This window comes from Nocardioides pakistanensis (genome assembly GCF_054781215.1).
In genome coordinates this window covers 73999-98295 of sequence record NZ_BAAGUV010000034.1, presented here as the reverse complement: position 1 = coordinate 98295, position 24297 = coordinate 73999, and the positions used below count along the sequence as shown (strand labels likewise).

Annotated in this window: 27 protein-coding genes, 1 tRNA gene and 1 other RNA gene; 18 read left to right on the top strand and 11 right to left on the bottom strand. The window is 71.2% G+C overall.

Features of this window, described 5'->3' with window-relative positions:
• Positions 1-137: 137 nt before the first annotated feature.
• Positions 138-737: an MOSC domain-containing protein gene (locus tag ACYVIH_RS13935; RefSeq protein ID WP_460870057.1), complete on the bottom strand. Its 600-nt coding sequence runs from the start codon at positions 735-737 to the stop codon at positions 138-140.
• A gap of 127 nt (positions 738-864) precedes the next feature.
• On the opposite strand from ACYVIH_RS13935, the gene ACYVIH_RS13930 reads away from it, so the two are divergent.
• The 6 genes from ACYVIH_RS13930 to ACYVIH_RS13905 all read left to right on the top strand — a co-directional run bounded on the left by ACYVIH_RS13930 (position 865) and on the right by ACYVIH_RS13905 (position 5474).
• A complete protein-coding gene (locus tag ACYVIH_RS13930) occupies positions 865-1299 on the top strand; it encodes a DUF3052 domain-containing protein (protein ID WP_460870056.1) in 435 nt (144 codons plus the stop codon).
• A 94-nt stretch (positions 1300-1393) separates the two neighbouring features.
• Positions 1394-3004, top strand: coding sequence for an AMP-binding protein (locus ACYVIH_RS13925; protein WP_460870055.1), 1611 nt, complete (start codon positions 1394-1396; stop codon positions 3002-3004).
• Positions 3004-3477, top strand: coding sequence for a peroxiredoxin (locus tag ACYVIH_RS13920; protein ID WP_460870054.1), 474 nt, complete (start codon positions 3004-3006; stop codon positions 3475-3477). The genes ACYVIH_RS13925 and ACYVIH_RS13920 overlap by 1 nt, the downstream gene beginning before the upstream one ends.
• Positions 3478-3675: 198 nt before the next feature.
• Positions 3676-3750, top strand: a tRNA-Val gene (locus tag ACYVIH_RS13915).
• A 301-nt stretch (positions 3751-4051) separates the two neighbouring features.
• On the top strand, positions 4052-4621 hold the full coding sequence (locus ACYVIH_RS13910) for a YceI family protein (protein WP_460870053.1): 570 nt from the start codon (positions 4052-4054) through the stop codon (positions 4619-4621).
• 88 nt (positions 4622-4709) lie between these two features.
• The gene (locus tag ACYVIH_RS13905; RefSeq protein ID WP_460870052.1) at positions 4710-5474 is read left to right on the top strand and encodes a pirin family protein; all 765 of its coding nucleotides are present in this window, start codon (positions 4710-4712) and stop codon (positions 5472-5474) included.
• 32 nt (positions 5475-5506) lie between these two features.
• Here the strand turns inward: ACYVIH_RS13905 and ACYVIH_RS13900 are convergent, their stop codons facing one another.
• Positions 5507-6604, bottom strand: coding sequence for a glycoside hydrolase family 6 protein (locus ACYVIH_RS13900; RefSeq protein ID WP_460870051.1), 1098 nt, complete (start codon positions 6602-6604; stop codon positions 5507-5509).
• 87 nt (positions 6605-6691) lie between these two features.
• Positions 6692-6910, bottom strand: coding sequence for a hypothetical protein (locus ACYVIH_RS13895; RefSeq protein WP_460870050.1), 219 nt, complete (start codon positions 6908-6910; stop codon positions 6692-6694).
• Between the two features lie 228 nt (positions 6911-7138).
• On the opposite strand from ACYVIH_RS13895, the gene ACYVIH_RS13890 reads away from it, so the two are divergent.
• Both ACYVIH_RS13890 and ACYVIH_RS13885 read left to right on the top strand, forming a co-directional pair.
• The gene (locus ACYVIH_RS13890; protein ID WP_460870049.1) at positions 7139-7540 is read left to right on the top strand and encodes a hypothetical protein; all 402 of its coding nucleotides are present in this window, start codon (positions 7139-7141) and stop codon (positions 7538-7540) included.
• Between the two features lie 27 nt (positions 7541-7567).
• Positions 7568-8449, top strand: coding sequence for a serine/threonine-protein kinase (locus ACYVIH_RS13885; RefSeq protein ID WP_460870048.1), 882 nt, complete (start codon positions 7568-7570; stop codon positions 8447-8449).
• 24 nt (positions 8450-8473) lie between these two features.
• On the opposite strand, the gene ACYVIH_RS13880 is transcribed toward ACYVIH_RS13885, so the two are convergent.
• The 3 genes from ACYVIH_RS13880 to ACYVIH_RS13870 are packed head-to-tail and all read right to left on the bottom strand — an operon-like array spanning position 8474 to position 11044.
• Positions 8474-9142, bottom strand: a complete 669-nt coding sequence (locus ACYVIH_RS13880) for a response regulator transcription factor (protein ID WP_460870047.1) — start codon at positions 9140-9142, stop codon at positions 8474-8476.
• Positions 9127-10572, bottom strand: coding sequence for a sensor histidine kinase (locus ACYVIH_RS13875; RefSeq protein ID WP_460870046.1), 1446 nt, complete (start codon positions 10570-10572; stop codon positions 9127-9129). Before ACYVIH_RS13875 ends, ACYVIH_RS13880 begins: the two co-directional genes overlap by 16 nt.
• Entirely contained in the window at positions 10562-11044 is a 483-nt protein-coding gene (locus tag ACYVIH_RS13870; protein ID WP_460870045.1) for a hypothetical protein, read from the bottom strand. Before ACYVIH_RS13870 ends, ACYVIH_RS13875 begins: the two co-directional genes overlap by 11 nt.
• 234 nt (positions 11045-11278) lie before the next feature.
• Between ACYVIH_RS13870 and ACYVIH_RS13865 the strand changes: the two genes are divergently transcribed.
• The 5 genes from ACYVIH_RS13865 (at position 11279) to ACYVIH_RS13845 (ending at position 15842) form a co-directional block, all read left to right on the top strand.
• Complete coding sequence (locus ACYVIH_RS13865; protein WP_460870044.1) at positions 11279-11533, top strand: hypothetical protein; 255 nt, start codon at positions 11279-11281, stop codon at positions 11531-11533.
• A gap of 75 nt (positions 11534-11608) precedes the next feature.
• Positions 11609-12751 (top strand): Nif3-like dinuclear metal center hexameric protein, encoded by a 1143-nt coding sequence (locus tag ACYVIH_RS13860; RefSeq protein WP_460870043.1) that lies wholly within the window; start codon positions 11609-11611, stop codon positions 12749-12751.
• A 40-nt stretch (positions 12752-12791) separates the two neighbouring features.
• The gene (locus ACYVIH_RS13855; RefSeq protein WP_460870042.1) at positions 12792-13535 is read left to right on the top strand and encodes a zinc ribbon domain-containing protein; all 744 of its coding nucleotides are present in this window, start codon (positions 12792-12794) and stop codon (positions 13533-13535) included.
• Positions 13535-14683: a bifunctional RNase H/acid phosphatase gene (locus tag ACYVIH_RS13850; RefSeq protein WP_460870041.1), complete on the top strand. Its 1149-nt coding sequence runs from the start codon at positions 13535-13537 to the stop codon at positions 14681-14683. The genes ACYVIH_RS13855 and ACYVIH_RS13850 overlap by 1 nt, the downstream gene beginning before the upstream one ends.
• A 115-nt stretch (positions 14684-14798) precedes the next feature.
• Complete coding sequence (locus ACYVIH_RS13845) at positions 14799-15842, top strand: hypothetical protein (protein ID WP_460870040.1); 1044 nt, start codon at positions 14799-14801, stop codon at positions 15840-15842.
• A gap of 27 nt (positions 15843-15869) precedes the next feature.
• Here ACYVIH_RS13845 and ACYVIH_RS13840 read toward each other — a convergent pair whose 3' ends face one another.
• Together ACYVIH_RS13840 and yaaA are read right to left on the bottom strand one after the other, a co-directional pair.
• Positions 15870-16802, bottom strand: coding sequence for a phosphatase PAP2 family protein (locus ACYVIH_RS13840; protein WP_460870039.1), 933 nt, complete (start codon positions 16800-16802; stop codon positions 15870-15872).
• 106 nt (positions 16803-16908) lie between these two features.
• Positions 16909-17709, bottom strand: coding sequence for a peroxide stress protein YaaA (gene yaaA / locus ACYVIH_RS13835; RefSeq protein WP_460870038.1), 801 nt, complete (start codon positions 17707-17709; stop codon positions 16909-16911).
• Between the two features lie 52 nt (positions 17710-17761).
• Between yaaA and ACYVIH_RS13830 the strand changes: the two genes are divergently transcribed.
• The 3 genes from ACYVIH_RS13830 (at position 17762) to ACYVIH_RS13820 (ending at position 20110) form a co-directional block, all read left to right on the top strand.
• Positions 17762-19195 (top strand): RNB domain-containing ribonuclease, encoded by a 1434-nt coding sequence (locus ACYVIH_RS13830; protein WP_460870037.1) that lies wholly within the window; start codon positions 17762-17764, stop codon positions 19193-19195.
• 19 nt (positions 19196-19214) lie between these two features.
• An RNA gene (gene rnpB / locus ACYVIH_RS13825) (RNase P RNA component class A) lies at positions 19215-19622 on the top strand.
• A gap of 71 nt (positions 19623-19693) precedes the next feature.
• Complete coding sequence (locus ACYVIH_RS13820; protein ID WP_460870036.1) at positions 19694-20110, top strand: tetratricopeptide repeat protein; 417 nt, start codon at positions 19694-19696, stop codon at positions 20108-20110.
• A gap of 11 nt (positions 20111-20121) precedes the next feature.
• On the opposite strand, the gene map is transcribed toward ACYVIH_RS13820, so the two are convergent.
• The gene (gene map, locus ACYVIH_RS13815; RefSeq protein WP_460870035.1) at positions 20122-20970 is read right to left on the bottom strand and encodes a type I methionyl aminopeptidase; all 849 of its coding nucleotides are present in this window, start codon (positions 20968-20970) and stop codon (positions 20122-20124) included.
• Between the two features lie 71 nt (positions 20971-21041).
• Between map and ACYVIH_RS13810 the strand changes: the two genes are divergently transcribed.
• Together ACYVIH_RS13810 and ACYVIH_RS13805 are read left to right on the top strand one after the other, a co-directional pair.
• Entirely contained in the window at positions 21042-21233 is a 192-nt protein-coding gene (locus ACYVIH_RS13810) for a hypothetical protein (RefSeq protein WP_460870034.1), read from the top strand.
• 25 nt (positions 21234-21258) lie between these two features.
• Positions 21259-21501 carry a hypothetical protein gene (locus tag ACYVIH_RS13805; protein ID WP_460870033.1) on the top strand — a complete coding sequence of 81 codons (243 nt, stop codon included), beginning with the start codon at positions 21259-21261 and terminating at the stop codon, positions 21499-21501.
• A 10-nt stretch (positions 21502-21511) separates the two neighbouring features.
• On the opposite strand, the gene panB is transcribed toward ACYVIH_RS13805, so the two are convergent.
• Together panB and ACYVIH_RS13795 are read right to left on the bottom strand one after the other, a co-directional pair.
• Positions 21512-22360 carry a 3-methyl-2-oxobutanoate hydroxymethyltransferase gene (gene panB / locus ACYVIH_RS13800; protein ID WP_460870032.1) on the bottom strand — a complete coding sequence of 283 codons (849 nt, stop codon included), beginning with the start codon at positions 22358-22360 and terminating at the stop codon, positions 21512-21514.
• Positions 22361-22466: 106 nt separating this feature from the next.
• Complete coding sequence (locus ACYVIH_RS13795; protein ID WP_460870031.1) at positions 22467-24230, bottom strand: NAD+ synthase; 1764 nt, start codon at positions 24228-24230, stop codon at positions 22467-22469.
• Positions 24231-24297 lie beyond the last annotated feature (67 nt).

Sequence of the window (24297 nt, the reverse complement as noted above, 5' to 3'; positions counted from 1 at the left end):
TTCCTCTGCTCTCAGGTACACGTCGTTGTGCGGGAGAGGGACCGGGTCGCGGACCCTCACCATGCATCGTGTCACGTCCGCGGCCCGTACCAAATTTACTGACCGGTACCCCAGCGGGTACCCGGCCGGCCCGCCGGTCAGACCGGCCCGAGCGGGGTGTGCGGCGCCTGCGGGAGTACGACGGTCACGGGGTCGCCCGGGCGCACGACGCCCCCGGCGGTGACCACGGACATGACGCCTGCCCGAGGGGCTCGTCGACCGCCCTCCGCGGGGCCCCACATCCGCTTCATCAAGCCGGCCTGGAAGGCGTCGATCAGCCGGCACGGCGTACGCAGCCCGGTCAGCCTGAGCGCGGCGCCGTCGCCGAGCCTCAGGAGGGTGCCGGTCGGGAGGGACAGCAGGTCCACACCCGAGGTGGTGATGTTCTCGCCGAGGTCGCCGGGGCGCAGGGCGTGGCCGTGCCGGGCCATCTCCTCGACCAGCTCGAGCGCGATCAGGTGCACCTGGCGCAGGTTGGGCCGGTTGGGATCCTTGCGCCGGTCGTGGCGGTGGCGCACCGTCTCGCCGCAGTGGGCGTCTCCTTCGACCCCCAGGCCCGGGAGCAGCCGAACCTCGAGTGCGGGTGCCTTGGAGAAGTCGTGCACCGCGCTGACGTTGACCGAGGTGACGTGTGCCGGCGCGAGGGTGACCGGTTCGTCGGAGGGGGCCGAGAGCGCCGTCGGGTCCGCCTGTTGCATACGACAAGGGTGGCATCGCCGTGGCACACGGGGCCGTTGGGGTTGCGCGGGCGTGTGACTTCCGGTGGACTACCCGACATCAGCGGAGCACACGGGTGCTCTGTCACACGTCGTTTGGAGGAGCTAGGTGAGCGCGACCGCGGGTGGCCAGGAGGGCACCGCCACCCAGACCGTAGGTGACCGACTCGGGTTCAAGCCCGGCATGGTCATCCAGGAGCTCGGCTGGGACGAGGACGTCGACGACGACCTCAGGGTCCAGATCGAGGACACCATCGACGCGGACCTGGTGGACGGGGAGTACGGCAACGTCGTCGACTCGGTCCTCCTCTGGTGGCGCGACGACGACGGTGACCTGGTGGACGCACTGGTGGACTCGCTCACCGACCTCGTCGGTGGGGGCGTGATCTGGCTGCTCACTCCCAAGGTGGGCCGTCCGGGCACGGTGGACCCCGCCGACATCGCCGAGGCGGCGCAGGTCGCCGGGCTCGCGACCACCTCCACGGCCGGGGTCAGCAAGGAATGGGCGGCGACCCGCCTGGTCGGTCCGAAGACCTCGCACTGACCGGCGGCGGACCGCGGACGGCTCGCTGAGACGCCGGTGCCGCTTTGTGTAAACGGCGGTTACAGTAGTCCGACTCGACCGAGGAGGACCCTGGATGCTGGCCAAGGCAGCGACACTGCTCTCCAAGGAGCTCACCACGCTCCGCGTGCTCACCTCGGCGGGAGTGATCCACCCCTACCCGCCACGGGTGCTCGTCGGGATCGTCACGACGCTGCGTCAGTGGGGCCGCGGACCGGCCGGGGGGTTCGCCACGCTGGCGCTGCGTGCGCCCGACCAGGTCGGAGTCGTCGACGAGCTCGGCGAGCTGACCTGGCGCGAGCTGCACGAGCGCAGCAACGCCCTCGCCCGCGGCCTGCGCAGGATCGGTGTCGCCGAGGGTGACAGCGTCGCGGTGCTGTGCCGCAACCACCGCGGCTTCGTGGAGACCACGATCGCGATCAACAAGCTCGGCGCCGACGTGCTCTACCTCAACACCGCGTTCGCCGCGCCCCAGCTCGGCGAGGTCTGCGAGCGGGAGCGGCCGGCGGCGATCGTGTACGACGAGGAGTTCGACGGCCTGGTGGACCGGGCCGCGATCGACGTACCCCGGGTGCACGCGTGGCAGGACACCCAGACCGACCTGCCCACGCTCGAGGCGATGATCACCGCCGAGTCGACCGCCGACCTCACCCCGCCACGCCGCCGCGGCCGCTCGGTCATCCTGACCTCGGGGACCACCGGCACGCCGAAGGGCGCACCCCGCAGCGAGGCGTCCTTCGACGCGGGCGTCGCTCTGCTGTCCCGGCTGCCGCTGAAGCGGGGCTGGCGCACGCACATCGCGGCGCCGCTGTTCCACACGTGGGGGTGGGCGCACCTGGCGCTGGCGATGCTGATGGGCAGCACGATGGTGCTGCGCCGCAAGTTCGACCCGGAGGGCTGTCTGCAGGCGGTGACCGAGCACGAGTGCGACTCGCTGGTGGTGATCCCGGTGATGCTGCAGCGGATCCTGCAGCTGCCCGAGGAGACCCTGCGCTCCTACGACCTCTCGCACGTCAAGGTGGTCGCCGCGTCCGGGTCGGCGCTGCCCGGTGACCTGGGCACCGACTGGATGGACCACTTCGGCGACCACCTCTACAACATCTACGGCTCGACCGAGGTCGCCTGGGCCACGATCGCCGGCCCGCAGGACCTGCGCGACGCCCCCGGCACCGCCGGGAAGCCGCCGCACGCCACCGTGGTCAAGGTGTACGACGCGCACGGCAACGAGTGCCCGCCCGGCGAGGAGGGCCGGATCTTCGTGGGCAACTCGATGCTGTTCGAGGGCTACACCGGCGGCGGGTCGAAGGACATGATCCACGGGCTGATGGCCACCGGTGACGTCGGCCGGTTCGACGACAACGGCCACCTGTTCGTCGAGGGCCGCGACGACGAGATGATCGTCTCCGGCGGCGAGAACGTCTTCCCGCAGGAGGTCGAGAACTGCCTGGCCCGCCACGACGCGGTCGTCGAGGTCGCGGCGATCGGGGTGGACGACGACGAGTTCGGCAAGCGGCTGCGGGCGTTCGTCGTACTCTCCGAGCCCGGCGCCGCCGACGAGGAGGAGCTGAAGGCCCACGTGAAGGCGAACCTCGCCCGCTACAAGGTGCCGCGCGACATCGTCTTCATCGACCAGCTGCCCCGCAACGCCACCGGCAAGATCCTCAAGCGCGAGCTCGCGAACAGCTGATGGCTCTGGACCTCGGCGACCGGGCGCCGGACTTCACGCTGCGGGACCAGCACGGCCGCAGGGTGACCCTGAGCGCAAGCCTGGGGGAGCGGGCCGTGCTGCTGGTGTTCTTCCCGTTCGCGTTCAGCGGGGTGTGCACCGGGGAGCTCACCGAGCTGCGCGACAACGCCGCGCGGATCGCCGACGCCGGCGCCGACCTGCTGGCGGTCTCGTGCGACCCGATGTTCGCGCTGCGTGCGCAGTCCGACCGGGACGGGCTGGAGTTCCCGTTGCTCTCGGACTTCTGGCCGCACGGCGAGGTCGCGGCGTCGTACGGTGTCCTCGACCCCGACCGGGGCTGTCCGACCCGCTCGTCGTTCCTGGTCGACCCAGGCGGTGCGCTGCGCTGGATCCGGCACAACCCGATGGGGGAGGCCCGACCGGTCGACGAGGCGGTCGCGCAGATCGCCGCACTGTCGTCGTCGGGCGCCTAAAGTAAAGAATCTGCGCCGGCCATCCACATTTTGCGCGAATTCTGTGACACCTCTGGCGGCGGACTGTTGAATAGTCATTGCTACGACCGCTGGTGACCCGAGACGCCAGCGGTCGTACGCATTTCCGGCTCCCTGGCCCGCCCGCCGGGACGTCCTACGCGGCGCCCCGGGACCTCGCGTAGGCTGTGGCCCGCTTCGGGGCGTATAGCTCAGCGGTAGAGCACCTCCCTTACAAGGAGGTGGTCGCAGGTTCGATCCCTGCTGCGCCCACCACTCACCACCCACCACGGCCTGCGGATCGCCTTCCCGCGAGCCCGCGTGGCGCCAGAGACCGGGGCCGCGTCCGCCGCGCCGGGTCTTCTGCGTCACCTCAACAGGCAGGTTCCTGCGGGCGTGCTGCCGCCGAGCGTGCCGCCGGGCCGGCGTACGTCGATCTGCCCGTCCACCTGACACCAACGCGGCGTCGCGGGCTGCGATTGAGCTGGTGCAGGGACGGGAATAGTTGACATCGCAACGAGGTTGAGGGAAAGTAGTTGACAGATCAACTAACAAGCCAACTCTCAAGGAGTCCTCCATGACCACCACCCCCAACGTCCCCGCCACCGTCTACGACCTGACCGGCACCTGGACCCTGGACCCGTCGCACACCCGCATCGGGTTCGTCGCCCGGCACGCGATGGTCACCAAGGTCCGCGGCTCGTTCAACGAGTTCGAGGGCACCGCTGTCGTCGACGGCAACGACCTGACGTCCTCGAAGGTCAACGTGACCATCCAGGCCGCCAGCATCGACACGCGCAACCAGGACCGTGACGGTCACCTGCGCAGCAACGACTTCCTCGCGATGGACGAGTACCCGACGATCGACTTCGTCTCGACCGCCGTGCGTCCCACCGGCGACAACGGCTTCGAGCTGGTCGGCGACCTGACGATCAAGGGTGTCACCAACTCCGTGACGATCCCGTTCGAGTTCGAGGGTGCCGCCACCGACCCGTTCGGCAACCTGCGCGCCGGCTTCGAGGGCCAGGTCACGATCAACCGCAAGGACTACGGCATCACCTGGAACGCCGCGCTCGAGACCGGCGGCGTCCTGGTCGGTGACAAGATCGTGCTGGAGTTCGAGGTCTCCGCGATCAAGAGCGCCTGACAGCAGCATCGAGGTCGGGGCCGTCGGCGGGCGAACCGCCGGCGGCCCCGTCGTCTTGACCACCTCCACCACCCGACAGGAGCACCGCATGAGTCCGCGTCTCGTCCCGACGGTCGACGTCCGCCGCGCGCTGGACCGCTTCGCGACCGAGGCCGGGTGGCTGGACTCCAGGCACTCCTTCTCCTTCGGCCACCACTACGACCCGGCCAACACCCACCACGGGCTGCTGCTGGTCAACAACGACGACGTCGTCGACGCCGGCACCGGCTTCGACACCCACCCGCACCGCGACATGGAGATCGTCACCTGGGTGCTCGAGGGATCCCTGGTCCACCAGGACTCCACCGGCCACAACGGGGTGATCTATCCGGGGCTCGCGCAGCGGATGAGCGCCGGGCGGGGAATCCTGCACTCGGAGAAGAACGACTCGTGGCGTCTCGCCGGCGACGTGCACCGCGATCCCGTCCACTTCGTGCAGATGTGGGTCGTGCCGGACGAGCCGGACCTCACTCCGGGCTACGAACAGCTCGAGATCGACGACCGGGTGCTCGCCGGTGGTCTGGTGCCGGTGGCCTCCGGGATGGCCAAGCACGACGGCGAGTCCGCCATCCGGATCAGGAACAGGTACGCCGCTCTCCACGCCGCGCGCCTCCGGCCCGGCCAGAGCGTGCAGCTGCCCGAGGCGCCGTACCTGCACCTGTTCGTCCCGCGGGGAGCGGTGTCCCTCGAGGGCGCGGGTGAGCTCGGCGCCGGCGACGCCGTACGGTTCACCGCCACCGGAGGTCACACGGTGACGGCGTCCGAGCACGCCGAGATCCTGGTGTGGGAGATGCACGCCGCGGTCGGCGCCTGAGCGACGCCGACCGAGGCTGTCGCCGCGGTGGGTCAGAACGGCGTGGTCCGGGCCACCGCGAGGGCGCGGTCGAGGTCCATGTACGCCGGTCGGGCGTAGACCATCCAGGGCCGGCTGAACCACAGGTACGCGTCGACGTTGGCGCGGGCCAGCCGCCGCTGCCGCAGGGTCAGTCCGGTGCCGGGCGCGTCGACGTCCGTGGTCGGCGGGATCCCGAGGGTGACGCAGCGCCGCTGGCTCAGGGTCCGGCACTCCTCGGCGTTGTCGTAATCGCCCAGCGGGTGCGCGGCCCAGTACTGCAGCCAGGTGAACGGGCGGCCGTTGTCGGAGGTGTCGACCACGAACCGGCGACGAGGGAAGCCGGCCTTCGCCAGAGCCGCGACCAGCCGGGTGCCGTACTCGATCTCGTCCCCGGTGGCCGCGTAGTGCGTGGCGCCGAGCGAGAAGCCTCGGGCGTAGCCGATCCCGGCACCGCGCAGCATGCTCACCGCGCGGGGGATGGACAGCCAGTCAGCCGAGCCGGCGTCGATGTACATCGTGGTGCGCGGCAGCTTCGAGAAGGCCCGTGCGGCGTACCTGGTCAGGCTGATGCGCACCGACGGGCGCCAGCCCTGCAACGCGACCGCGAGGTCGGGCTCGAGGACCAGGACCACCCGGGCCGAGCCGATCCCCTTGGCCACGTTGTCGATCCAGCGGCGGTACCTGCTGCGGTCCGCCAGCGTCAGCGGCTTGTTCAGCATCGCCTCGCCCTCGGGCCACAGCCGGAAGACCGCCATGTGCACGAGCGCGTTCGGGTTGCCGTCCTGCGAGTCCTCGATGTGTGCGCGCACCCGGCGGGTGATGTCGTTGATCGGTGCCTGGTCGTGGAACCAGAAGACCCGGGGGCGGAGCGCCATCTTGCCGAGCAGCTCCCTGTTCTTGCCCCGCGCCGCGTCATAGGCCTTGTAGATCTCGTGCCTCGTGTCGATGCCCCACGGCCCACCCACCAGCGGGTTGCCGGCCTCACGTCGGGCAGTCGTGGACTGCGCCTGCGCGGTCGTGGCGGGCCCGAGGGCGGCGAGCGTGACGGCGATCATCGTTGCGAGGACGATGACGATCTGGGTGGTCCTGGAGCGGGAGGTGTGGGGCATGGGGCTGGTCTTCCTGGCCGAGTCGTCGGAGTTCCGATACCTAGACGATCGGCGTGCCCACCCCTGGGCTTGAGGGAAACCCGGGGCTCAGGCCGTACGACGCACCTGCTGGGCGGCCAACCAGGCCTCGAATTGACCCTCCTTCCTGGTCAGGTAGCTGCGGAAGAGGCTCTCGAACGCCGAGACCTCGGCGCGCAGGGTGAGCATCTGGTAGTCGGCGCGCCGCTGTGGCTCGCACGCGTGCGACTCCGACGCTGCGTAGGTGAAGTACTCGCCGCAGTCGGGACAGGGTGCGTAGCTGGACAAGGAACCGGCCCTTCTGGTGGTGACCCGAGACGCCGAAGTGGTTCCCGTCCTGCACGGCCGGCAAACCGTGAGAATCCCGGCTGACCAGTCCACCTTCCCGGGTCGGCGCACGGCGGATGAGAGCAGTCTCATCAGCGCCTCATGCCGGTCTCACCCCGCCGCAGCATCGTCGTGGTTGTCAGATCAACCACTTCGGCCCCGTTGGGGGCCGCGAAAGGCGGTAAGGCGATGAAGAAGCTCCTGCCCATCGGTTCCCTCGGCCTGGCCGGTCTCGTCGGCGTCGGGCTCATGGCGATGCCCGGTGCCAGCGTGGCGGCCGGTCCCGACGACGAGGTCGCGGTCAAGCGCGAGGACAACGTCACCGAGCTGGTCCTGGTCTCCGACGACGATGACGACGACACCATGGACGACACCAACACCGACGGCATCGACACCAACACAGGTGCCAGCCGGTCGACGAGCGACAACACCCGCAGCAACTTCACCCGGGTCAGCCGCGACCGCGACCTCAGTCGCAGCGACCTGACCAAGGACTTCACCTTCGACGGGCCCGGCGACACGCGCACCCGGGACTGGACGGCGAACCACACCAACGACCGCTCGCGCAACGACACGCGCGGTCGTAGCTGAGTCCGGTACGACGATCGGGAGGCTGACATGGGCACCAGGCACGACTCGTGGGGCTTCGCCCCGGGCGACGCGATCACCCGCGACCTGACGGCGATGAAGCTGCTCGGCGGCGGCGAGGCCTACGAGGCCTACCTGGCGTTCGACGAGATCACCTTCGGACCGGTCGTGGTCAAGGTGGTCCGTCCCGGCCAGGTCGACGACCCCAAGAGCCTGCGCGGCCTGCGCCGTGAGGTCGAGGCCCTGTCCCGCGTCAACCACCCGGTCGTCGTACGCGGTCTGCGCTCGGAGGTGGCCGGGGACCGGCCGCACGTGGTGCTCGAGCACCTCGACGGTCCCCGGCTGTCCACCCTGATCCGCAGGTACGGTCCGCTGCAGGAACAGCAGTACCTCCCGCTGGCGATCGACGTCGCCTCGGCGCTGCACTACCTCCGGCGGATCGGCTACGTGCACCTCGACATCAAGCCGAGCAACATCATCATGGGCGCCCCGGCCCGGCTGATCGACCTCAGCGTCGCCCGCACCGTGGAGGCCGCTGCGGCACTCGACCACCCGATCGGCACCGACCCCTACATGGCGCCGGAGCAGTGCGAGCCCCCGTCGACCGGACGCCCCGGTCCGGCCAGCGACGTGTGGGGGCTCGGGGTGGCGCTGTTCGAGGCGATCGCCGGCTACAAGCCGTTCGACCGGGCCGCCGAGGCAGCCAGCACCCTCGAGGAACGTTTCCCGCAGGTCGTCGACGCGCCGTACGTGCTCCCGGACCGGGTGGCCACCGACGTCACGAAGGTGGTCTACGCCTGCCTGGAGCCGGACCCGGCCAACCGGCCGCTGCCCCACGAGGTGGCCGAGGGTCTGCAGCCCGCACTCGAGCGAGCGCCGCGCGGCCGGCTGGCCGGCTTCAAGACGCGCTGAGCCACGCGTCGCCACGGTGCACGCTCAGGCCTCGAACCGGTAGCCCATGCCGCGGACGGTCCGGATCGCGTCGTTGCCGAGCTTCTTGCGCAGGTAGCCGACGTAGACGTCGACGACGTTCGAGCCCGGGTCGAAGTCGTAGCCCCACACGTGGGAGAGGATCTGCTCCCGGGAGAGCACCTGCCCGGGGTTGAGCATGAAGATCTCGGCCAGCTTGAACTCCCGGGCCGACAGCTCGACGTCGCGGCCGGCGACCGTGGCTCGGCGCGTGCGCAGGTCGAGGCGTACGCCGTTCACCTCCAGGTCGACCTCGCGGCCCGCGGACCGCTCCCCGCCGTGGCGCAACCGGAGGCGGACCCGGGCGAGCAGCTCGGCGAACCGGAACGGCTTGGCCATGTAGTCGTCGGCGCCGCCCTCCAGCGCGGAGACGGTGTCGGTGACCGAGTCCCGTGCGGTGAGCACGATCACCGGCATCCTGCTGCCGGAGGCCCGCAGCTGGTCGAGCACCTCGTAGCCGTCCATGCCGGGCAGGCCGATGTCGAGGATCATCAGGTCGAAGTCCCCGCCGAGCGCGAGGTCCAGCGCGCTGGGGCCGTCCGCCACGCTGGACGTGGTGTAGCCCTCGGCGCCCAGGCCCTTGGTGATGAACGAGGCGATCCGCGCCTCGTCCTCGGCGATCAGGATCCGAGCCACACCTCGTCCTTCCGTCGGGTCGGCAGGGTCAGTACGAATCGTGCTCCCCGCGGCCGGGCGTCCTCAACGTGAGCGGTGCCGCCGTGGGCGTGCGCGATCGCCCGGACGATCGACAGTCCCAGCCCGAACCCCTCGTCGCCCGCGGGCACCGCCGAGCGTCCGAACCGGTCGAAGACGAGGTCCTTGTCGGCGTCGGGCACGCCCGGGCCGGTGTCTCGCACCCACAGCCGGACCGTGTGCGCGTCGGCAGCGGACCCGAGCCCGATCTCGTCACCGGGGCCGGTGTGCTTCACCGCGTTCTGCGCCAGCTCCAGCATCGCCTGGGTGACCCGCTGCTCGTCCACCCAGGCGGGGGCGTCGGCCGTCTCGTCCAGGACCCAGCGACGCTCGCCGAGCCCGCGGCACTTCTCCAGGACGGTGGCGGTGAGCGGTGCGACGTTGACCGCGTCGTACTTCAGGAAGTCCGGGCGGTCGGTCTTGGCCAGCATGATCAAATCGCCCACCAGGCGCGACATCCGGTCGATCTCCTCCAGCAGCAGTGCGCGGGTGGCCTCCACCTCCGCCGGGCTCTGGCTGTCGACCAGCTCCATGTGGCCGCGGATCACGGTGAGCGGCGTCTTGAGCTCGTGCCCGGCGTCGTCGAGGAACTGGCGCTGTCCGCGGAAGGCCGCCTCGAGCCGGCCGAGCATCTCGTTGAACGTGTGGGTGAGCGCGGAGATGTCGTCGTGCCCGGACTCCGGGATCCGACGGGACAGGTCGGTCTCGGTGATCTCCTCGGCGGTGTCGCGCAGCGTGCGCAGGGGCTGGAGCAGCCGGCCGGCCTGCCAGGCGGCCACCGCGGTGACCAGGCCGAGTGAGAGCGCGGCGACGATGGCGTAGGTCCGCATGACCCGGTCGAGCTCGGCGTGCTCTCCGGCGAGGAAGTGGGCGATCACGAAGGCCCCGGTGCGTTGCTGGTCGCTGACCGGCTGCACGGTGACCACCACCTCGCCCCACCGGGTGTCGATCCGGTCGGTGCCGCCGCGCACGAGCCGGGCCTCCACCACGCCGAGGAACTCCGGGGCGGTCAGCAGCTCGGGGTGGGTGCCCTCCGAGCGCAGCTTCGGCGCACCGTCCCAGTAGCCGACCAGCAGCTCGTCGTCGTCGGGCACGTTGCGCTCGAGGAAGACCTCGACGAGCCGGCGGATGTCGGTGAACCCCCGGGCCGGCCGGGCAGCCGGGTCGAGGCCGTCGTCGCGCAGCTTGGTGAACTCCGCCAGCTCCTGCTCCACCTGCTCGCTGACGGCGCGCTCGATGCGGGCGGACTCCAGCGCGTACACGACGAGACCCGCCCCGGCGAGGGCGAGTCCCACGAGCACGGCGACCGACAGGGCGATCCGGGTGCGGACGGTCAGGCCCGCGGACGCCGTCGGCGCCCGGTCAGTCGTCACCGCTCCGGTCGTCGGAGTCCCGCGCGTCCTTCTCGGCGTCCTCTTCGGCGTCCTTCTCCGCGTCCTCGGCGTCGTCGGCCGCATCCTCCGCCGCGTCCTCGGCTTCGTCGGCGGCGTCCTCGCGGGCGTCCGCGGCCTCGTCCGCACGGTCCTCGCGTTCGTCCTCTATCTCATGCGGGCTGGGGCGCACGACCTCCACGTCGTCGGGGTCGTCGTGCCCGCTGCCGTCGGAGTCGTCGTCGCCTGACCCTCCATGGCTGGAGTTCCGGTCGTCCGGACGGCGGTCGTCCGGGGTGGGGACGCTGGGGGAGGGGCGCGTGGCCGTCGTACTGCTCGAGGGCGACGACTCCACCACGATGGGTGCGCGCTCCTCGGGCATGCTCGCCTGCGACGCGACCAGGGTGCCGGCGACGTAGGCGCCCAGGGGCAGGGTCAGCAGCAGTCCGACCGCGACCTTCAGGAAGATGCTCACGCGACCAGTGTGCCGCTCGTGCGTGGGATCGACGTGAGACCGCGATGAGAAGGTTCTCATCCTGATGGACTACGTCGCGGTGTCCGGGACCGGCCCGTTCGGGTGGTCTGGTCCATCGATCGGCCACTTTGGGCGTGGGGACCTGTTATGTCCGTTTTCGTCTCGATAGCGTGACTCTCACTCTCGGGAAAAGGGCACCACTGGTCGTCGTTCCACGTATCCGGGAGGCATCTCATGCGCGATCTCCGCGACCTCGAGGTCGAGGCGGAGCAGCTCGCCGCAGAGCTGCGCGGTGCCCGGTGCTGCGACGCGCTCAACCCGTGCAACCGCTGCCAGCGGCTCCGGCTCAACCTGCGCGCACGTCGCCGGATCGTCGAGGTCACCCGACCCGTGCAGCACTCCGACCCCACGGTCGTCCCGGCCGTGGCGCGGCCCGCCGAACCGCGGGCGGCCCAGCCGCTGCGCAGCGTCGGCCTCCGGGCCGGCTGATCCCTCGGGTACGACGCTCCGCGACTCGCCCGGGTGCAGGTGCACCAGCGGCACCGGCCTGTCTAGGCTCGCGCCATGAGCCTGCAGCTGCGTGACGTGACCGCCCTGATGGACCGGTGGTTCCCGCCGGCGCTCGCCTCGGACTGGGACGCGGTCGGCCTGGTGTGCGGTGACCCTGAGCAGCCCGTGCAGCGCATCATGCTCGCGGTCGACCCGGCACCGGCCGTGGTCGAGGAGGCGCTCGAGTGGGGCGCGGACCTGCTCGTGGTGCACCACCCGCTGCTGCTCAAGGGCGTCCACTCGGTGGCCGCGACCACCCCGAAGGGACGGGTCCTGCACCGGCTGATCCGGGGTGGGTGCGCGCTGTTCGCGGCGCACACCAACGCCGACGCCCCGGCCGGAGGGGTCAACGAGTCGCTGGCGCTCGCGCTCGGGATCGCGGCCCCGGAGGTCATCGTCCCCGACCCCGGCGACCCGCTGGACAAGATCGTCACCTTCGTGCCGCACGAGAACGCCGAGGAGGTCCGGGCCGCGCTGACCCAGGCCGGCGCCGGACACATCGGTGACTACGACAGCTGCACGTTCACCGCCGAGGGGGAGGGCAGGTTCCGGCCGCTCGACGGTGCCACGCCTGCGATCGGCCGCGTGGGTGAGGTGGAGGTCGTCGCCGAGGCGCGGGTCGAGGCGGTCCTGCCACGAGGGCGCCGCCGCCAGGTGCTGGAGGCGTTGACGGCGGTGCACCCCTACGAGGAGCCGGCCTACGACGTGATCGAGCTCGCCGACGTGCCCGGCTCCGGCAAGGCGGCGCGGGGCAGTGGCCGGATCGGCAGGCTCGCGGCGCCGACGACGCTCCGCGAGTTCGCCGCGCACGTGGCCGACGTACTGCCCCGGACCAGCCACGGGGTCCGGGTCGGCGGTGACCCCGACCGTCGTGTGGAGACCGTCGCCGTCACCAGCGGCGCCGGGGACTTCCTCCTCGACACGGTGCTGGGCACGGGGGCGGACGTCTACGTCACCTCCGACCTGCGGCACCACCGGGCCGCGGAGTTCCTCGAGCACGGCGGCCCGGCCCTGGTCGACGTCGCGCACTGGGCGGCCGAGTGGACCTGGCTGCCGGTTCTCGAGCGCACGCTGGTGGAGGAGGCAGGCCGCCGAGGGGATAACGTTGACGTCCGGGTGAGCACCACGTGCACCGACCCGTGGACCTTCCGCCCCTGACGACGGGGCCCACCGCCGACCGACCCCTCCGAGGAGCAGAGTGAAAGCCGACCCCTTCGCCCAGCTGAAGCTGTTGGACGTCCAGGAGCTGGACTCCCGGCAGGACCAGCTCCGGCACCGGCTCGCCACGCTGCCGCAGATCGCCGAGCTCAAGGAGCTCACCGCCCGGCGCACCGACCTCGACAACGCCGCCCGGGACGCCCGGATCGTCGTCGACGACCTGACCCGCGAGCAGAAGCGCGCCGACGCCGACGTGGAGCAGGTCAAGGCCAGGCGCAAGCGGGACCAGGACCGGATGGACCAGGGGCTGATCACCAACCCGAAGGACCTGGAGCGGATGCAGGGCGAGCTGGTCTCGCTCGAGCGACGGATCTCCGAGCTCGAGGACGCCGAGCTGGAGGTGATGGAGAAGCTCGAGAAGGCCCAGTCCGGGCACGACTCGCTCACCGCCCGGATCGCCGAGCTCGACGAGCAGATCGCCACCGCCACGGCAGCACTCGACCAGGCCCGGGCCGAGATCGAGGAGCAGCTCGCCGCGACCGCGGGCGAGCGCAAGGTCACCGCCGGTGACATGCCCGAGGACCTGATGAACCTCTACACCCGGCTGCGCGAGCAGAAGGGCGGGGTGGGCGCAGCAGCGCTCCGGGCCCGCAGCTGCGGGGGCTGCAGCCTGCAGCTGAACGCCTCCGAGCTCGCCGACATCGCGAAGACGCCCTCGGACGAGGTGCTCCGCTGTGAGGAGTGCAACCGGATCCTGGTGCGCACCTCGGAGTCCGGCATCTGATGGTCGAGCGGCCGACCTCCGTCGTCATCGAGGCCGACGGCGGCTCGCGAGGCAACCCCGGTGAGGCGGCCTACGGGTCGGTGCTGAAGGACGCCCGGACCGGCGCGGTGATCGCCGAGCGTGCCGAGCACATCGGCGTCGCCACGAACAACGTCGCGGAGTACCGCGGGCTGATCGCCGGGCTCGAGCTCTACAACGAGCACGCGCCCGGTGCCGAGCTCGAGGTCCGGATGGACTCCAAGCTCGTCATCGAGCAGATGTCGGGCAACTGGAAGATCAAGCACCCGGACATGAAGCCGCTGGCGATGGCCGCCAACCGGCTCGCGCCGTTCGGCACCGTGTGGACCTGGATCCCGCGCGAGCGCAACAAGGACGCCGACGCGCTGCTCAACCGTGCCCTCGACGAGGCCACCGGCCGACCCACCCGGCGCACCCGCGCCGCGGAGGTGCCCGTGGAGGAGCAGCCCGTCGCCGACGCCCGGATGGTCGGCTGGAGCAAGGACCTCGGCTCCCCGACGACCCTGGTGCTGGTCCGGCACGGCGCCACCGACCACACCACCGACAAGCGGTTCAGCGGCCGCGGCGGCCACGACCCCTCGCTCAACGCCGACGGCCTGGCCCAGGTGCGTGCCGTCGCGGACTGGCTCGCCCCGCTCGGCGACGAGATCGACGTCGTGCTCAGCTCCCCGCTGCGGCGTACCCGGGAGACCGCGCAGATCATCGCCGAGCGTCTCAACCACGAGGTCGAGGTGGAGGACGGGCTCGCCGAGGCCGCGTTCGGCACCTGGGAGGGACTGACCTTCCACGAGGTCCAGCAGGCCTACCCCGACGACCTCGACGCGTGGCTCGGCTCGCTCGACGTCGCCCCCGGCGGCACCGGTGACTCGTTCAAGGACATGGACACCAAGGTGCGCCGCACCCGCGACCGGCTGCTGAGCAGCTATCCGGGCAAGGCGGTGCTCGCGGTGACCCACGTGACCCCGATCAAGCTGCTGGTGCGGATGGCGCTCGGTGCGCCGCTCGACGCGGTCTACAAGATGGAGCTCGCTCCCGCGTCGGTCACCGTGATCTCGTGGTTCGAGGACGGTACGGCGTCCCTGCGGATGTTCAACGCCCGGCCGATGGAGACCGCCTTCATCGGCCGGTGACGCCCGGCCAGGTCGGCGACCCCAGTGCCCAACGTCCCGAGCCGGACGATGCAACTGGGCGGTTCACCCGTGGCGGGGACGGGTCGAGACTGGAGGTGAACCTCCGGGAGGAGCCATGTTCAGGTCTGTTGTCGCCGGCCTCAGCGCCGCTCTCGTCCTCGCGCCCGCAGCGGTGCTGTCGTCGGCCACGGTCGCCGCGTCGGCCGTGGACGACGGGTACCCCGACGGGGTCACCCTCTACCCGGCCCAGCTCGAGCGGGGAGCCGACACCCCGCTGCCGCACCTGCAGGAGGAGGTGCTCGTCGACGGCGACGTCCGGGTCCCGGTCTCGGTGCCCGGTGCCTCCGCCACGTGGCTGCTGGGCACCGTCGGCGACGACTACGTCGTCGAGACCGCCAACGCGGACTTCGACAGCTACACCGTGCACCTGGTCCGGGCCGACGGCAGCAGGAAGATCCTGCAGCGGCTGGGTCAGAACACCACACCGACCCTGTCCGCGGACGGCAGCCGGCTGGCGCTGACCACCCCGGTGCGGCCGGCGACACGGGTCCGGGTCGTGCGCACGCGCACCGGCGAGCTGGTGGGCACCCGGACGTTCGCCGACTACGGTGCCGAGGTCAGCGACTACGGCGTGACCCGGATGGTCGTGACCGGTGTGAACAGCCGCACCTACTGGTGGAACCCGGCGCGGGACCGGGTGCGGCTGATCGTCGCCCGCCCCGCCTCGGCCGACATCGCCGCAGACCGGCTGGTGGTCAGGGTTCCTCACCCCACGGTCGCGTGGGAGGAGTGCCAGAAGACCGTCCGGCTCAGCCGCCCGAACGTCGTGCTGTGGCGCTCGTGCCGGGACGTGCCCTGGCTGTTCTCGCCCGACGGCAGCCGGATGGTCACCGTGCCGATCCTCACCGACGGGATCGGGCCGCGGATGGTGCAGGTCCGTCGTGCCGAGGGCACGCTCCTGCGCACCTACCGGGCACCGATGTTCCTCGGCTTCGTCGAGTGGGAGTCCGACCGTCGGCTGCTGCTCCAGCCGGTCGGGAGGAAGTACGTCGCCGCGGTCCGGTGCAGCGTCGTCGCCGGCTGTGAGCGGGCCTCGCGGCTCTACCCCTCGCCGGGCACCTACGACCCGGTCATGACGATGCGCTGGTCGTTCGCCTAGCACCTCCCGGTGCCCGGCGTACGGCGGTCACGGTGATCCCCGCGGGCGCCGACGCTCCCATGCCGCACACACCGCGAGCACGAGACCGACGCAGCCGAAACCGGCGAGGACGTCGACCACGTAGTGCTCGGCGTAGTACACGAGCATGAACGACATGGCCGTCGGGTAGAGCAGGAGCAGCCAGCGCCACCGGCTGCGCCACCGGGAGATGGCGTAGAGCGCGACGAACAGCGCGATCGCCGCGTGCAGCGACGGCATCGCCGCGACCGGGTTGCCCACCGCGGAGAACCGGTCGTGCCAGCCCACGTCACGCAGGTCGTACCAGCCGCGGCCGGTGATCCGGGCGACGCCGGGGGAGACCGCGCCGTCGCGGACCGCCAGCCACGGTGGCGCCATCGGGTAGGCGAGGTAGACCACCAGCGCCACGATGTTAAGCGTCAGGTAGCGGCGCATGTAGGGCACCCAGGCGGCACGGTTGCGCAGCCACAGCACCGCTGCCGTCGTCAGCGCGACGAAGAAGTGCGAGTAGTAGACGGTGGTCAGCACGACGTCGTACCAGGCCGGCGGCGAGCTGCGCTCGCACGGGACCCCGCACAGCGCGGCCTGGAGGTACTCGGTCGGCAGCACCCCGCCGAACAGCGCCCGGTCCGCCGCCACGGGCTCGGTCAGGTGCACCGCGGCGAGGCCGAGGTCGTCGGCCAGGCCCCGGCTGTAGAGGTACACCGTCAGCACCAGCAGCGGCAGACCCCAGTCCCGGGGAAAGGCCAGGTGCACGCGCCACGGCGCCCCGGCGTTCCATGCGACGGTCGCGAGCCAGATCCACGCGAACGCGGTGAACGTCTGCCTGGGCAGGCCGACCAGGACCGTCCAGCCCACCAGGGCCGCGGTGTAGCCGAGCATCGCCGTGAACCGGGCCTCGCGTGTCGTCGCGGGCAGGGACGCGGTCCGCACCTCCCCCATGGGAACCCCTCCGGTCCCACCCTAGGAAGCACTCGCGGCCGGGGTCAGGGTCCTCCGTCGGTCCTCGGACCCCCCGACGAGGTGGGGGAGGACCCATCGGTGCCGGTCAGAGCTCGCTGACCAGCACGTCGAGCTGGGTGCCCTGCCGGCCGGCCGGGCCGAGCTCGACGTGCCAGCCGAGGTCGCGCAGCTGCTCGGCGAACCGGGCCGGGGTGGCGGGGCTGCCGCCGTCCTCGAGCAGGCTGCGGACCAGCCGGCCCTTGGTCGCCTTGTTGAAGTGCGAGACCACCTTGCGGGTGCCGTCGACCTCGTGCAGGAACCGCGCGGTGACCACGCGGCGGGCGATGTCCGGGTCGGGCCGCCAGAACGAGGCGTACGTCGACGAGCGCAGGTCGACCAGGAGGCCGCGGCCGGCGGCTTCCTGGACGGCCTCGCCGAGCCGGCTGTTCCAGTACGTCGCGACGGGCCCGATCCCGGGCAGCGACACCGTGCCCGAGAGCCGGTACGCCGGGATCCGGTCGCCGGGACGCACCAGCCCGAACAGCGCCGACGTGACGGCCAGCCGCCCGCTCGCCCGCCTCTTGGCTGCCGCGTCGAGCCGGCTGAGGTCGAGGGCCTCGTAGAGGACCCCGGAGTAGACCTGGTCGGCGCGCGCGGTCGGCGCGGTGCGCAGCTCGGCGTTGCGGGCCACCTCGTCGGCCTGGGTCTTGCCGAGGCCCAGCACCTCGGCGGCCTTGCCTGCGTCGCCCGCGGCGTCGGCCCCGCCCGTCGTACACAGGGAGACGAGCGCGTCGAGCACCTCCGACCGGGCCTCGGTGAGCGCGGGGAAGCTCAGTGCGGCAAGGTCGAGCGGTCTCCCGCGGCGGGGAGCGGTCTTGCCCTCGGACGGCGGCAGCAGGATCAGCACGCGCGCCAGCCTATGCTGAGCAGGGTCGCCCCCGACCGCGAGGAGTCCCGCCGTGACGAGACACGTCGTCCGCGTCCATCACGCCGACGGAAGCGAGCTGCGCAAGGGGGTCGAGACGATCCGCGCGGAGCTGGGCGTGACTCCGGAGTTCCCGCCGGAGGTGCTGGCCGCTGCCGAGGAGGCGGCGCGCAGTCCGCGGCTGCCCGACCTCGACCGCACCGAGCTGCCGCTGGTCACGATCGACCCGGCCTCGGCGCAGGACCTCGACCAGGCGATGCACATCGCGCGGGAGGGCAGCGGGTACGTCGTGCACTACGCGATCGCCGACGTCGCCGCCTTCGTGCGGCCAGGGGACCCGGTCGACGTCGAGGCGAACCGGCGCGGTGAGACGTTGTACGGCGCCGACTCGAAGATCCCGCTGCACCCCACCGTGCTGTCCGAGGACGCCGCCTCGCTGCTCCCGGGCCAGGCGCGGCCCGCGCTGCTGTGGACGATCAAGGTCGACGAGTCCGGCGAGGGCACCGACGTCGTGGTGCAGCGGGCGATGGTGCGCAGCCGAGCCAAGCTCGACTACGAGTCGGTGCAGCGGGAGGTCGACGCCGGGCGGGCCGACGAGATGTTCGGCCTGCTGCGTGAGGTGGGGGAGCTGCGCCGGCACCGCGAGGCCGAGCGGGGCGGCGTCTCGCTGCCCTTGCCGGCCCAAGAGATCGACATCGACGGCGACCGGTGGTCGCTGTCCTTCCGCAGCATGCACCCGGTGGAGGAGTGGAACGCCCAGATCTCGCTGCTCACCGGCATGGCCGCTGCGGACCTGATGATCTACGCCCGGGTCGGGCTGCTGCGCACCCTGCCACCGGCCGACTCCCGCGACGTGCAGCGGCTGCACCGCACCGCGCGCGCCCTGGGCATCGAGTGGCCGGCCGAGCAGCTCTACCCCGACTTCATCCGGTCGCTGGACCCGACCCGGCCCGCGCACGCCGCGATGGTGGTGGCCAGCACTCGCCTGCTGCGCGGCTCGGGGTACGTCGGGTTCAACGGCGCCGTCCCGGAGCAGGCCGAGCACTCGGCGCTCGCCTCGGAGTACGCCCACGTCACCGCACCGCTCCGACGACTCGTGGACCGCTACGCCGCCGAGATCTGTGTCGCGCTGTGCGCGGGCACCGACGTGCCCGACTGGGTCCTGGCAAAGCTCGCCGAGCTGCCGGCCACGATGCAGACCTCGGGCCAGCGAGCCAACCAGTACGAGAACGCGATCCTGAACCTCGTCGAGGCCGAGGTGCTGCGGCACTCGGTCGGCCGGACCTTCGCCGGGGTCGTCGTCTCGGTGGACGGCGACGACCCGCGCAAGGGCGAGGTGGTCGTCCAGGACCCGGCGATCGAGGCGCCGGTCACGGGGACGCGGGAGCTGCCGCTCGGCACCGAGGTGACCGTCCGGCTGGCGCAGGCCGACCCGGCGAGCCGGAGCGTGCGTTTCGAGCTCGCCTGAGGGCTATCCTTGACCCGGATGAGCCGGCCGGGCGGCCGCGTGGGGCGCAAGCCCCCCGAGGAAGGTCCGGGCTCCACAGGGCGAGGTGGTGGGTAACACCCACCCGGGGTGACCCGCGGGACAGTGCCACAGAGAGCAGACCGCCGCTCGTGTCCTCGGACACGGGCGGTAAGGGTGAAAGGGTGGTGTAAGAGACCACCAGCGTGCCGGGTGACCGGTGCGGCTCGGTAAACCCCACCTGGAGCAAGGTCAAGAGAGGGTGGCGGCCGGAAGGCCACCACCTGCGCGGACGATCGAGGGCGGCCCGCCCGAGTCCGCGGGTAGACCGCACGAGGCTGTCGGCAACGGCAGCCCTAGATGGATGGTCGCCGATCGGGCATCGTGAGATGCCCGGGAACAGAACCCGGCCTACAGGCCGGCTCATCCGTTCAAGCGCCGGGAATGTCCGGCCGTGACCGGTCGTTGTGTCCAGAGCGCGGGAGCGAAGGGAGCACCACGATGACGTTCGAGATGCCGGGCCGGGTCAACCACCCCGCCGACGTCTACCACCGTGCGTGGGAGCTGCTCGAGGACCGCTCTCCCAAGCAGGCCATCGAGATCCTCGACCCGGCGATCGAGACCGAGCCCTCCTCGACGAGCCTGCGGACGCTGCGCGCGTGGGCGTACTTCCAGACCGCCCAGCTCGGCAAGGCAGAGAGCGAGCTCGCCGTGTTGGTGGAGCAGGCGCCGACCGACGTGTGGGCGCGGTTCGCGCTCGGCCGCGTGCTGGAGCGGCAGTCGCGCTACTCCGACGCGCTCCCGCACATGCGGCTCGCCGCCGCGATGTCCGGCGACCCCGAGCACGAGGCCGGGGTGCTGCGCGTGGAGCGTCGGATGGCCGAGTCCGGCGGCTCGTCGTACGACGACCTGCGGTAGCAGCCGACCCCTCAGGGGAGGGTGAGGATCTCCGCGCCGTCGTCGGTGACGAGCAGGGTGTGCTCGAACTGCGCGCTGGGACGCTTGTCCTTGGTGACGACCGTCCAGTTGTCGTCCCACATGTCCCACTGGTAGGTGCCCAGGCACAGCATCGGCTCGATCGTGAAGGTCATCCCCTTCTCGATCACGGTGTTGTAGGCCGGCTCGTCGTAGTGGGGGATGATCAGCCCGGAGTGGAAGTGCGTGCCGATGCCGTGCCCGGTGAAGTCGCGGACCACGCCGTAGCCGAACCGCTTGGCGTAGGACTCGATCACGCGGCCGATCACGTTGACCTGGCGGCCCGGCTTGACTGCCTTGATCGCCCGGCGCAGCGACTCCTCGGTGCGCTCGACGAGCAGCCGGCTCTCCTCGTCGACGTCGCCGGCGAGGAAGGTCGCGTTGGTGTCGCCGTGCACCCCGTCGATGTAGGCGGTGATGTCGATGTTGACGATGTCGCCGTCCTCGATCACCCGGCTGTCGGGGATGCCGTGGCAGATCACCTCGTTGACGCTGGTGCACAGCGACTTCGGGAAGCCGCGGTAGCCCAGCGTCGACGGGTAGGCACCGTTGTCGACCAGGAACTCGTGACCGATCCGGTCGAGCTCGTCGGTGGTGACGCCGGGTGCGACGTGCTTGCCGACGAGCTGCAGCGCCTGCGCCGCGAGCCGGCCAGCCACGCGCATCCGCTCGATGGTCTCGGCGTCCTTGACCTCCGAGCCGGTGAACGGCGCGGGGGCGTCGCGGTCGACGTACTCCGGCCGCGGGATGTGCGGCGGGACCGGTCGGCGGGGCGAGATCGTCGCGGGGGCGATGGGAGTCACGAGGACGAGTGTAGTTTCTGAGTCGCGGGACACCATGTGCGCGTCCGTCGACCCAGAACAGGAGCCCTGGCATGGAAGCCGAGTACTGGTACTGCCTCAAGCACCATCGCGTCGAGGGCCGGGAGGGCTGCAAGAACGCGGACCGGCTCGGGCCCTACCCGACCGAGGCGGAGGCGGCACGCGCGCTCGAGCACGTCGAGGAGCGCAACGAGGAGTGGGACAACGACCCTCGCTGGAAGGACGACGACGAGGAGGAGGAGTGACCGCGCCGCGCGGTCCCGTCCCCGCGTGAAGCTGAACCTGGCCCAGTCCGGACCGTTCATCGGGGCGGCCGGCATGGCCACCACGCTGTTCCTCTACGCGTGGTCGGCGATCGTGCTGCCCGACGTGGTCACGCTGGTGGTCCTGCCGCTGGTGTGGCTGGTCCTGTTCGCGCTCATGGTCGCCTGGTTCACCACCCGCCCCTACCGGGTGGTGGCCCTGCCGTTCGTCGCCACCGCGGTGTGGTTCGCGGGGATGCTCAACCGCTGACCGTCGCGCCTCAGAACGTGTGCTCGTCGGCGGGGAAGGTGCCGGCTGCGACGTCGGCGGCGTAGTCCTGGGCGGCCTTGAGGAGTACGCCGTGCAGGTCGGCGTACTTCTTCACGAACCGCGGCAGCCGACCGGTGCGCAGCCCGGCCATGTCCTGCCAGACCAGCACCTGCGCGTCGCAACGCACGCCCGCGCCGATGCCGACCGTCGGGATCGACAGCGTCGCGGTGACCTCGGCGGCCACGTCACCGGGGACCATCTCCATGACGATCGCGAACGCTCCGGCGGCCTCGAGCGCCTTCGCCTCGGCGACCAGCCGCTGGGCTGCGTCGCCGCGGCCCTGCACGCGGTACCCACCGAGGTTGTGCTCCGACTGCGGGGTGAAGCCGATGTGCGCCATGACCGGGATCCCGGACCGGGTGAGCAGCTCGACCTGCGGCACCATCTCCTCGCCGCCCTCGAGCTTCACCGCGTGCGCGTTCGCCTCCTTCATGAACCGGACCGCGGTGTGGAAGGCCTGCTCCGCCGACGCCTGGTAGGAGCCGAACGGCAGGTCCGCGACGATCAGCGCACGCCTGGCCGAGCGCGTCACCGCGCGCACCAGCGGGATCAGCTCGTCGACGGTCACCGGCAGGGAGGTCTCGTTGCCGAAGACGTTGTTGGACGCGGAGTCGCCGACCAGCATCACCGGGATGCCGGCCTCGTCGAAGATCTGCGCGGTGTACTGGTCGTAGGCGGTGAGCATCGCCCAGCGCTCGCCGCGCTGCTTCATCTCGCGCAGGTGGTGGGTGCGTACCCGCTTGACCGGTGCGGTGCCCTGCGCCGGACCCGAACCGTACGGCGCGGTGGTCTCGCTCATGATCGTCCTCCGGTGGTGTTCTCGAGGCTCCCCGATGGAGTCCCCGGACCACCTCCGAGGCTAGTCCTCGGCCGCCGGGGGAGACACTGTGGCGCCGGTCACGCGGTCACGAACCGGGCTGCGCCACTTCCCGCCAGCGGCTCGTGATCGGCAGCCGCCGGTCCCGGCCGAAGTTGCGCACCGAGATCTTCGGGCCGGGCGGGAACTGACGACGCTTGTACTCCGCGCGGTCCACGAGCCGCAGCACCTTCTCCACGGTCTCGGCATCGAAGCCGTGCGCGACCAGCTCGGCGGAGCCGCTGTCCTTCTCGATGTAGTCGTCGAGGATGTCGTCGAGGAGGTCGTACGGCGGCAGCGAGTCACTGTCGCGCTGACCGGGGGCGAGCTCGGCGCTCGGCTCCTTGCTGATCGTGTTCGGCGGGATCGGCGGGGTCTCGCCGCGCCGCTCGGCCTCCTCGTTGCGCCACCGGGCCAGCTCCCACACCTGGGTCTTCCAGATGTCCTTGATCGGGGCGAAGCCGCCGACGGCGTCGCCGTAGATCGTGGAGTACCCCACGGCGAGCTCGCTCTTGTTGCCGCAGGCGAGCACCAGGTGGCCCTCCTGGTTGGACAGGCCCATCCAGATGACCGCACGGACCCGGGCCTGGAGGTTCTCGAGCGCCAGCCCGGTCAGCTTCAGCTCGTCCTGGAACGCGTTGACCATTCCGGCGATCGGGACCGTGCGGAAGTTCAGCCCGGTGCGCTCGGCCTGGTCGGCGGCGTCGGTCCTGGAGTGCTCGCTGGAGTACTCGCTGGGGTTCGAGACGCCGTAGACGTTCTCGGCGCCGATCGCGTCGCAGGCGATCGCAGCGCACAGGGTGGAGTCGATGCCGCCGGACATGCCCAGCAGGATGCTGGAGAACCCGTTCTTGCGAACGTAGTCGCGCAGGCCGACGACGATCGCCTCGTAGACCTCGGCGTGGTCGTGGATCCGCTCCGCGAGGGTGCCCGGCTGCGGGTCGTAGGCGGGGACCGGGTCCTCGCTGATGACGGTACGCCGGACCCGCAGCCCACCCTCCTTCTCCTCCTCGCCGGGCAGGTCGTCGGTGGCCCGCGGAAGGTCGAGGTCGACCACGAGCAGCTCCTCGACGAACTGCGCCGCACGGGCCAGGGTCTCGCCGGCGGCGTCCACGACGATCGAGTCGCCGTCGTACACGAGCTCGTCCTGGCCGCCGACCATGTTCACGTACGCCAGCGGGGCGCCCGCCTCGCGGGCCCGACAGGCCACCAGCTCCAGACGGGCATCGTCCTTCTTCGCCTCGAACGGCGAGCCGTTGAGCACCAGCAGCAACCCTGCGCCCGCCTTGCGCGCGTTGACCGACGGGCCGTCCTGCCAGATGTCCTCGCAGATGCTCAGCGCGACGTCGACGCCGTGCACCCGGATCACCTGCGTGGTGTCCCCGGGCACGAAGTAGCGGGCCTCGTCGAACACGCCGTAGTTGGGCAGGTGGTGCTTGTTGTAGGTCGCGACGACCCGGCCGTCGTGGATCACCGCGGCGGAGTTGAGCGGGGACCCCTTCGGCACACCGAGGCGGTCGGCAGCCTTCTCGGCGGTGTCGATGAACCCGACCACGCAGACCAGGTGGCCGAGACCGTCGGCGGCGAGGTCGGCCGCGAGTGCCTGCAGCGTCTCCTTCGTGCGGGCGAGGAACGAGGTGCGGAAGGTGAGGTCCTCGACCGGGTAGCCGTTGAGCACGAGCTCCGGGAAGGCGACGAGGTGGGCGCCTGCCTCGTCGGCCTTGCGCGACCACTCGCGCACGATCGCGGCGTTGCCGGGCAGGTCGCCGACGGTCGGGTTCACCTGGGCAAGGGCAAGTCTCAGCTGGGGCACACGTGCACAGTAACCCGATCCGTTAGGTTGTAACGGGTCCGGACAGTCCCCCACAGCGCTCGTTAAC

What these genes read in the sequence shown, in the direction of transcription:
- ACYVIH_RS13935 (WP_460870057.1), bottom strand. Translation starts at nt 737, where the DNA reads ATGCAACAGGCGGACCCGACGGCGCTCTCGGCCCCCTCCGACGAACCG.
- ACYVIH_RS13925 (WP_460870055.1), top strand. Translation starts at nt 1,394, where the DNA reads ATGCTGGCCAAGGCAGCGACACTGCTCTCCAAGGAGCTCACCACGCTC.
- ACYVIH_RS13920 (WP_460870054.1), top strand. Translation starts at nt 3,004, where the DNA reads ATGGCTCTGGACCTCGGCGACCGGGCGCCGGACTTCACGCTGCGGGAC.
- ACYVIH_RS13910 (WP_460870053.1), top strand. Translation starts at nt 4,052, where the DNA reads ATGACCACCACCCCCAACGTCCCCGCCACCGTCTACGACCTGACCGGC.
- ACYVIH_RS13905 (WP_460870052.1), top strand. Translation starts at nt 4,710, where the DNA reads ATGAGTCCGCGTCTCGTCCCGACGGTCGACGTCCGCCGCGCGCTGGAC.
- ACYVIH_RS13900 (WP_460870051.1), bottom strand. Translation starts at nt 6,604, where the DNA reads ATGCCCCACACCTCCCGCTCCAGGACCACCCAGATCGTCATCGTCCTC.
- ACYVIH_RS13890 (WP_460870049.1), top strand. Translation starts at nt 7,139, where the DNA reads ATGAAGAAGCTCCTGCCCATCGGTTCCCTCGGCCTGGCCGGTCTCGTC.
- ACYVIH_RS13885 (WP_460870048.1), top strand. Translation starts at nt 7,568, where the DNA reads ATGGGCACCAGGCACGACTCGTGGGGCTTCGCCCCGGGCGACGCGATC.
- ACYVIH_RS13865 (WP_460870044.1), top strand. Translation starts at nt 11,279, where the DNA reads ATGCGCGATCTCCGCGACCTCGAGGTCGAGGCGGAGCAGCTCGCCGCA.
- ACYVIH_RS13860 (WP_460870043.1), top strand. Translation starts at nt 11,609, where the DNA reads ATGAGCCTGCAGCTGCGTGACGTGACCGCCCTGATGGACCGGTGGTTC.
- ACYVIH_RS13850 (WP_460870041.1), top strand. Translation starts at nt 13,535, where the DNA reads ATGGTCGAGCGGCCGACCTCCGTCGTCATCGAGGCCGACGGCGGCTCG.
- ACYVIH_RS13845 (WP_460870040.1), top strand. Translation starts at nt 14,799, where the DNA reads ATGTTCAGGTCTGTTGTCGCCGGCCTCAGCGCCGCTCTCGTCCTCGCG.
- ACYVIH_RS13840 (WP_460870039.1), bottom strand. Translation starts at nt 16,802, where the DNA reads ATGGGGGAGGTGCGGACCGCGTCCCTGCCCGCGACGACACGCGAGGCC.
- ACYVIH_RS13820 (WP_460870036.1), top strand. Translation starts at nt 19,694, where the DNA reads ATGACGTTCGAGATGCCGGGCCGGGTCAACCACCCCGCCGACGTCTAC.
- ACYVIH_RS13810 (WP_460870034.1), top strand. Translation starts at nt 21,042, where the DNA reads ATGGAAGCCGAGTACTGGTACTGCCTCAAGCACCATCGCGTCGAGGGC.
- panB (WP_460870032.1), bottom strand. Translation starts at nt 22,360, where the DNA reads ATGAGCGAGACCACCGCGCCGTACGGTTCGGGTCCGGCGCAGGGCACC.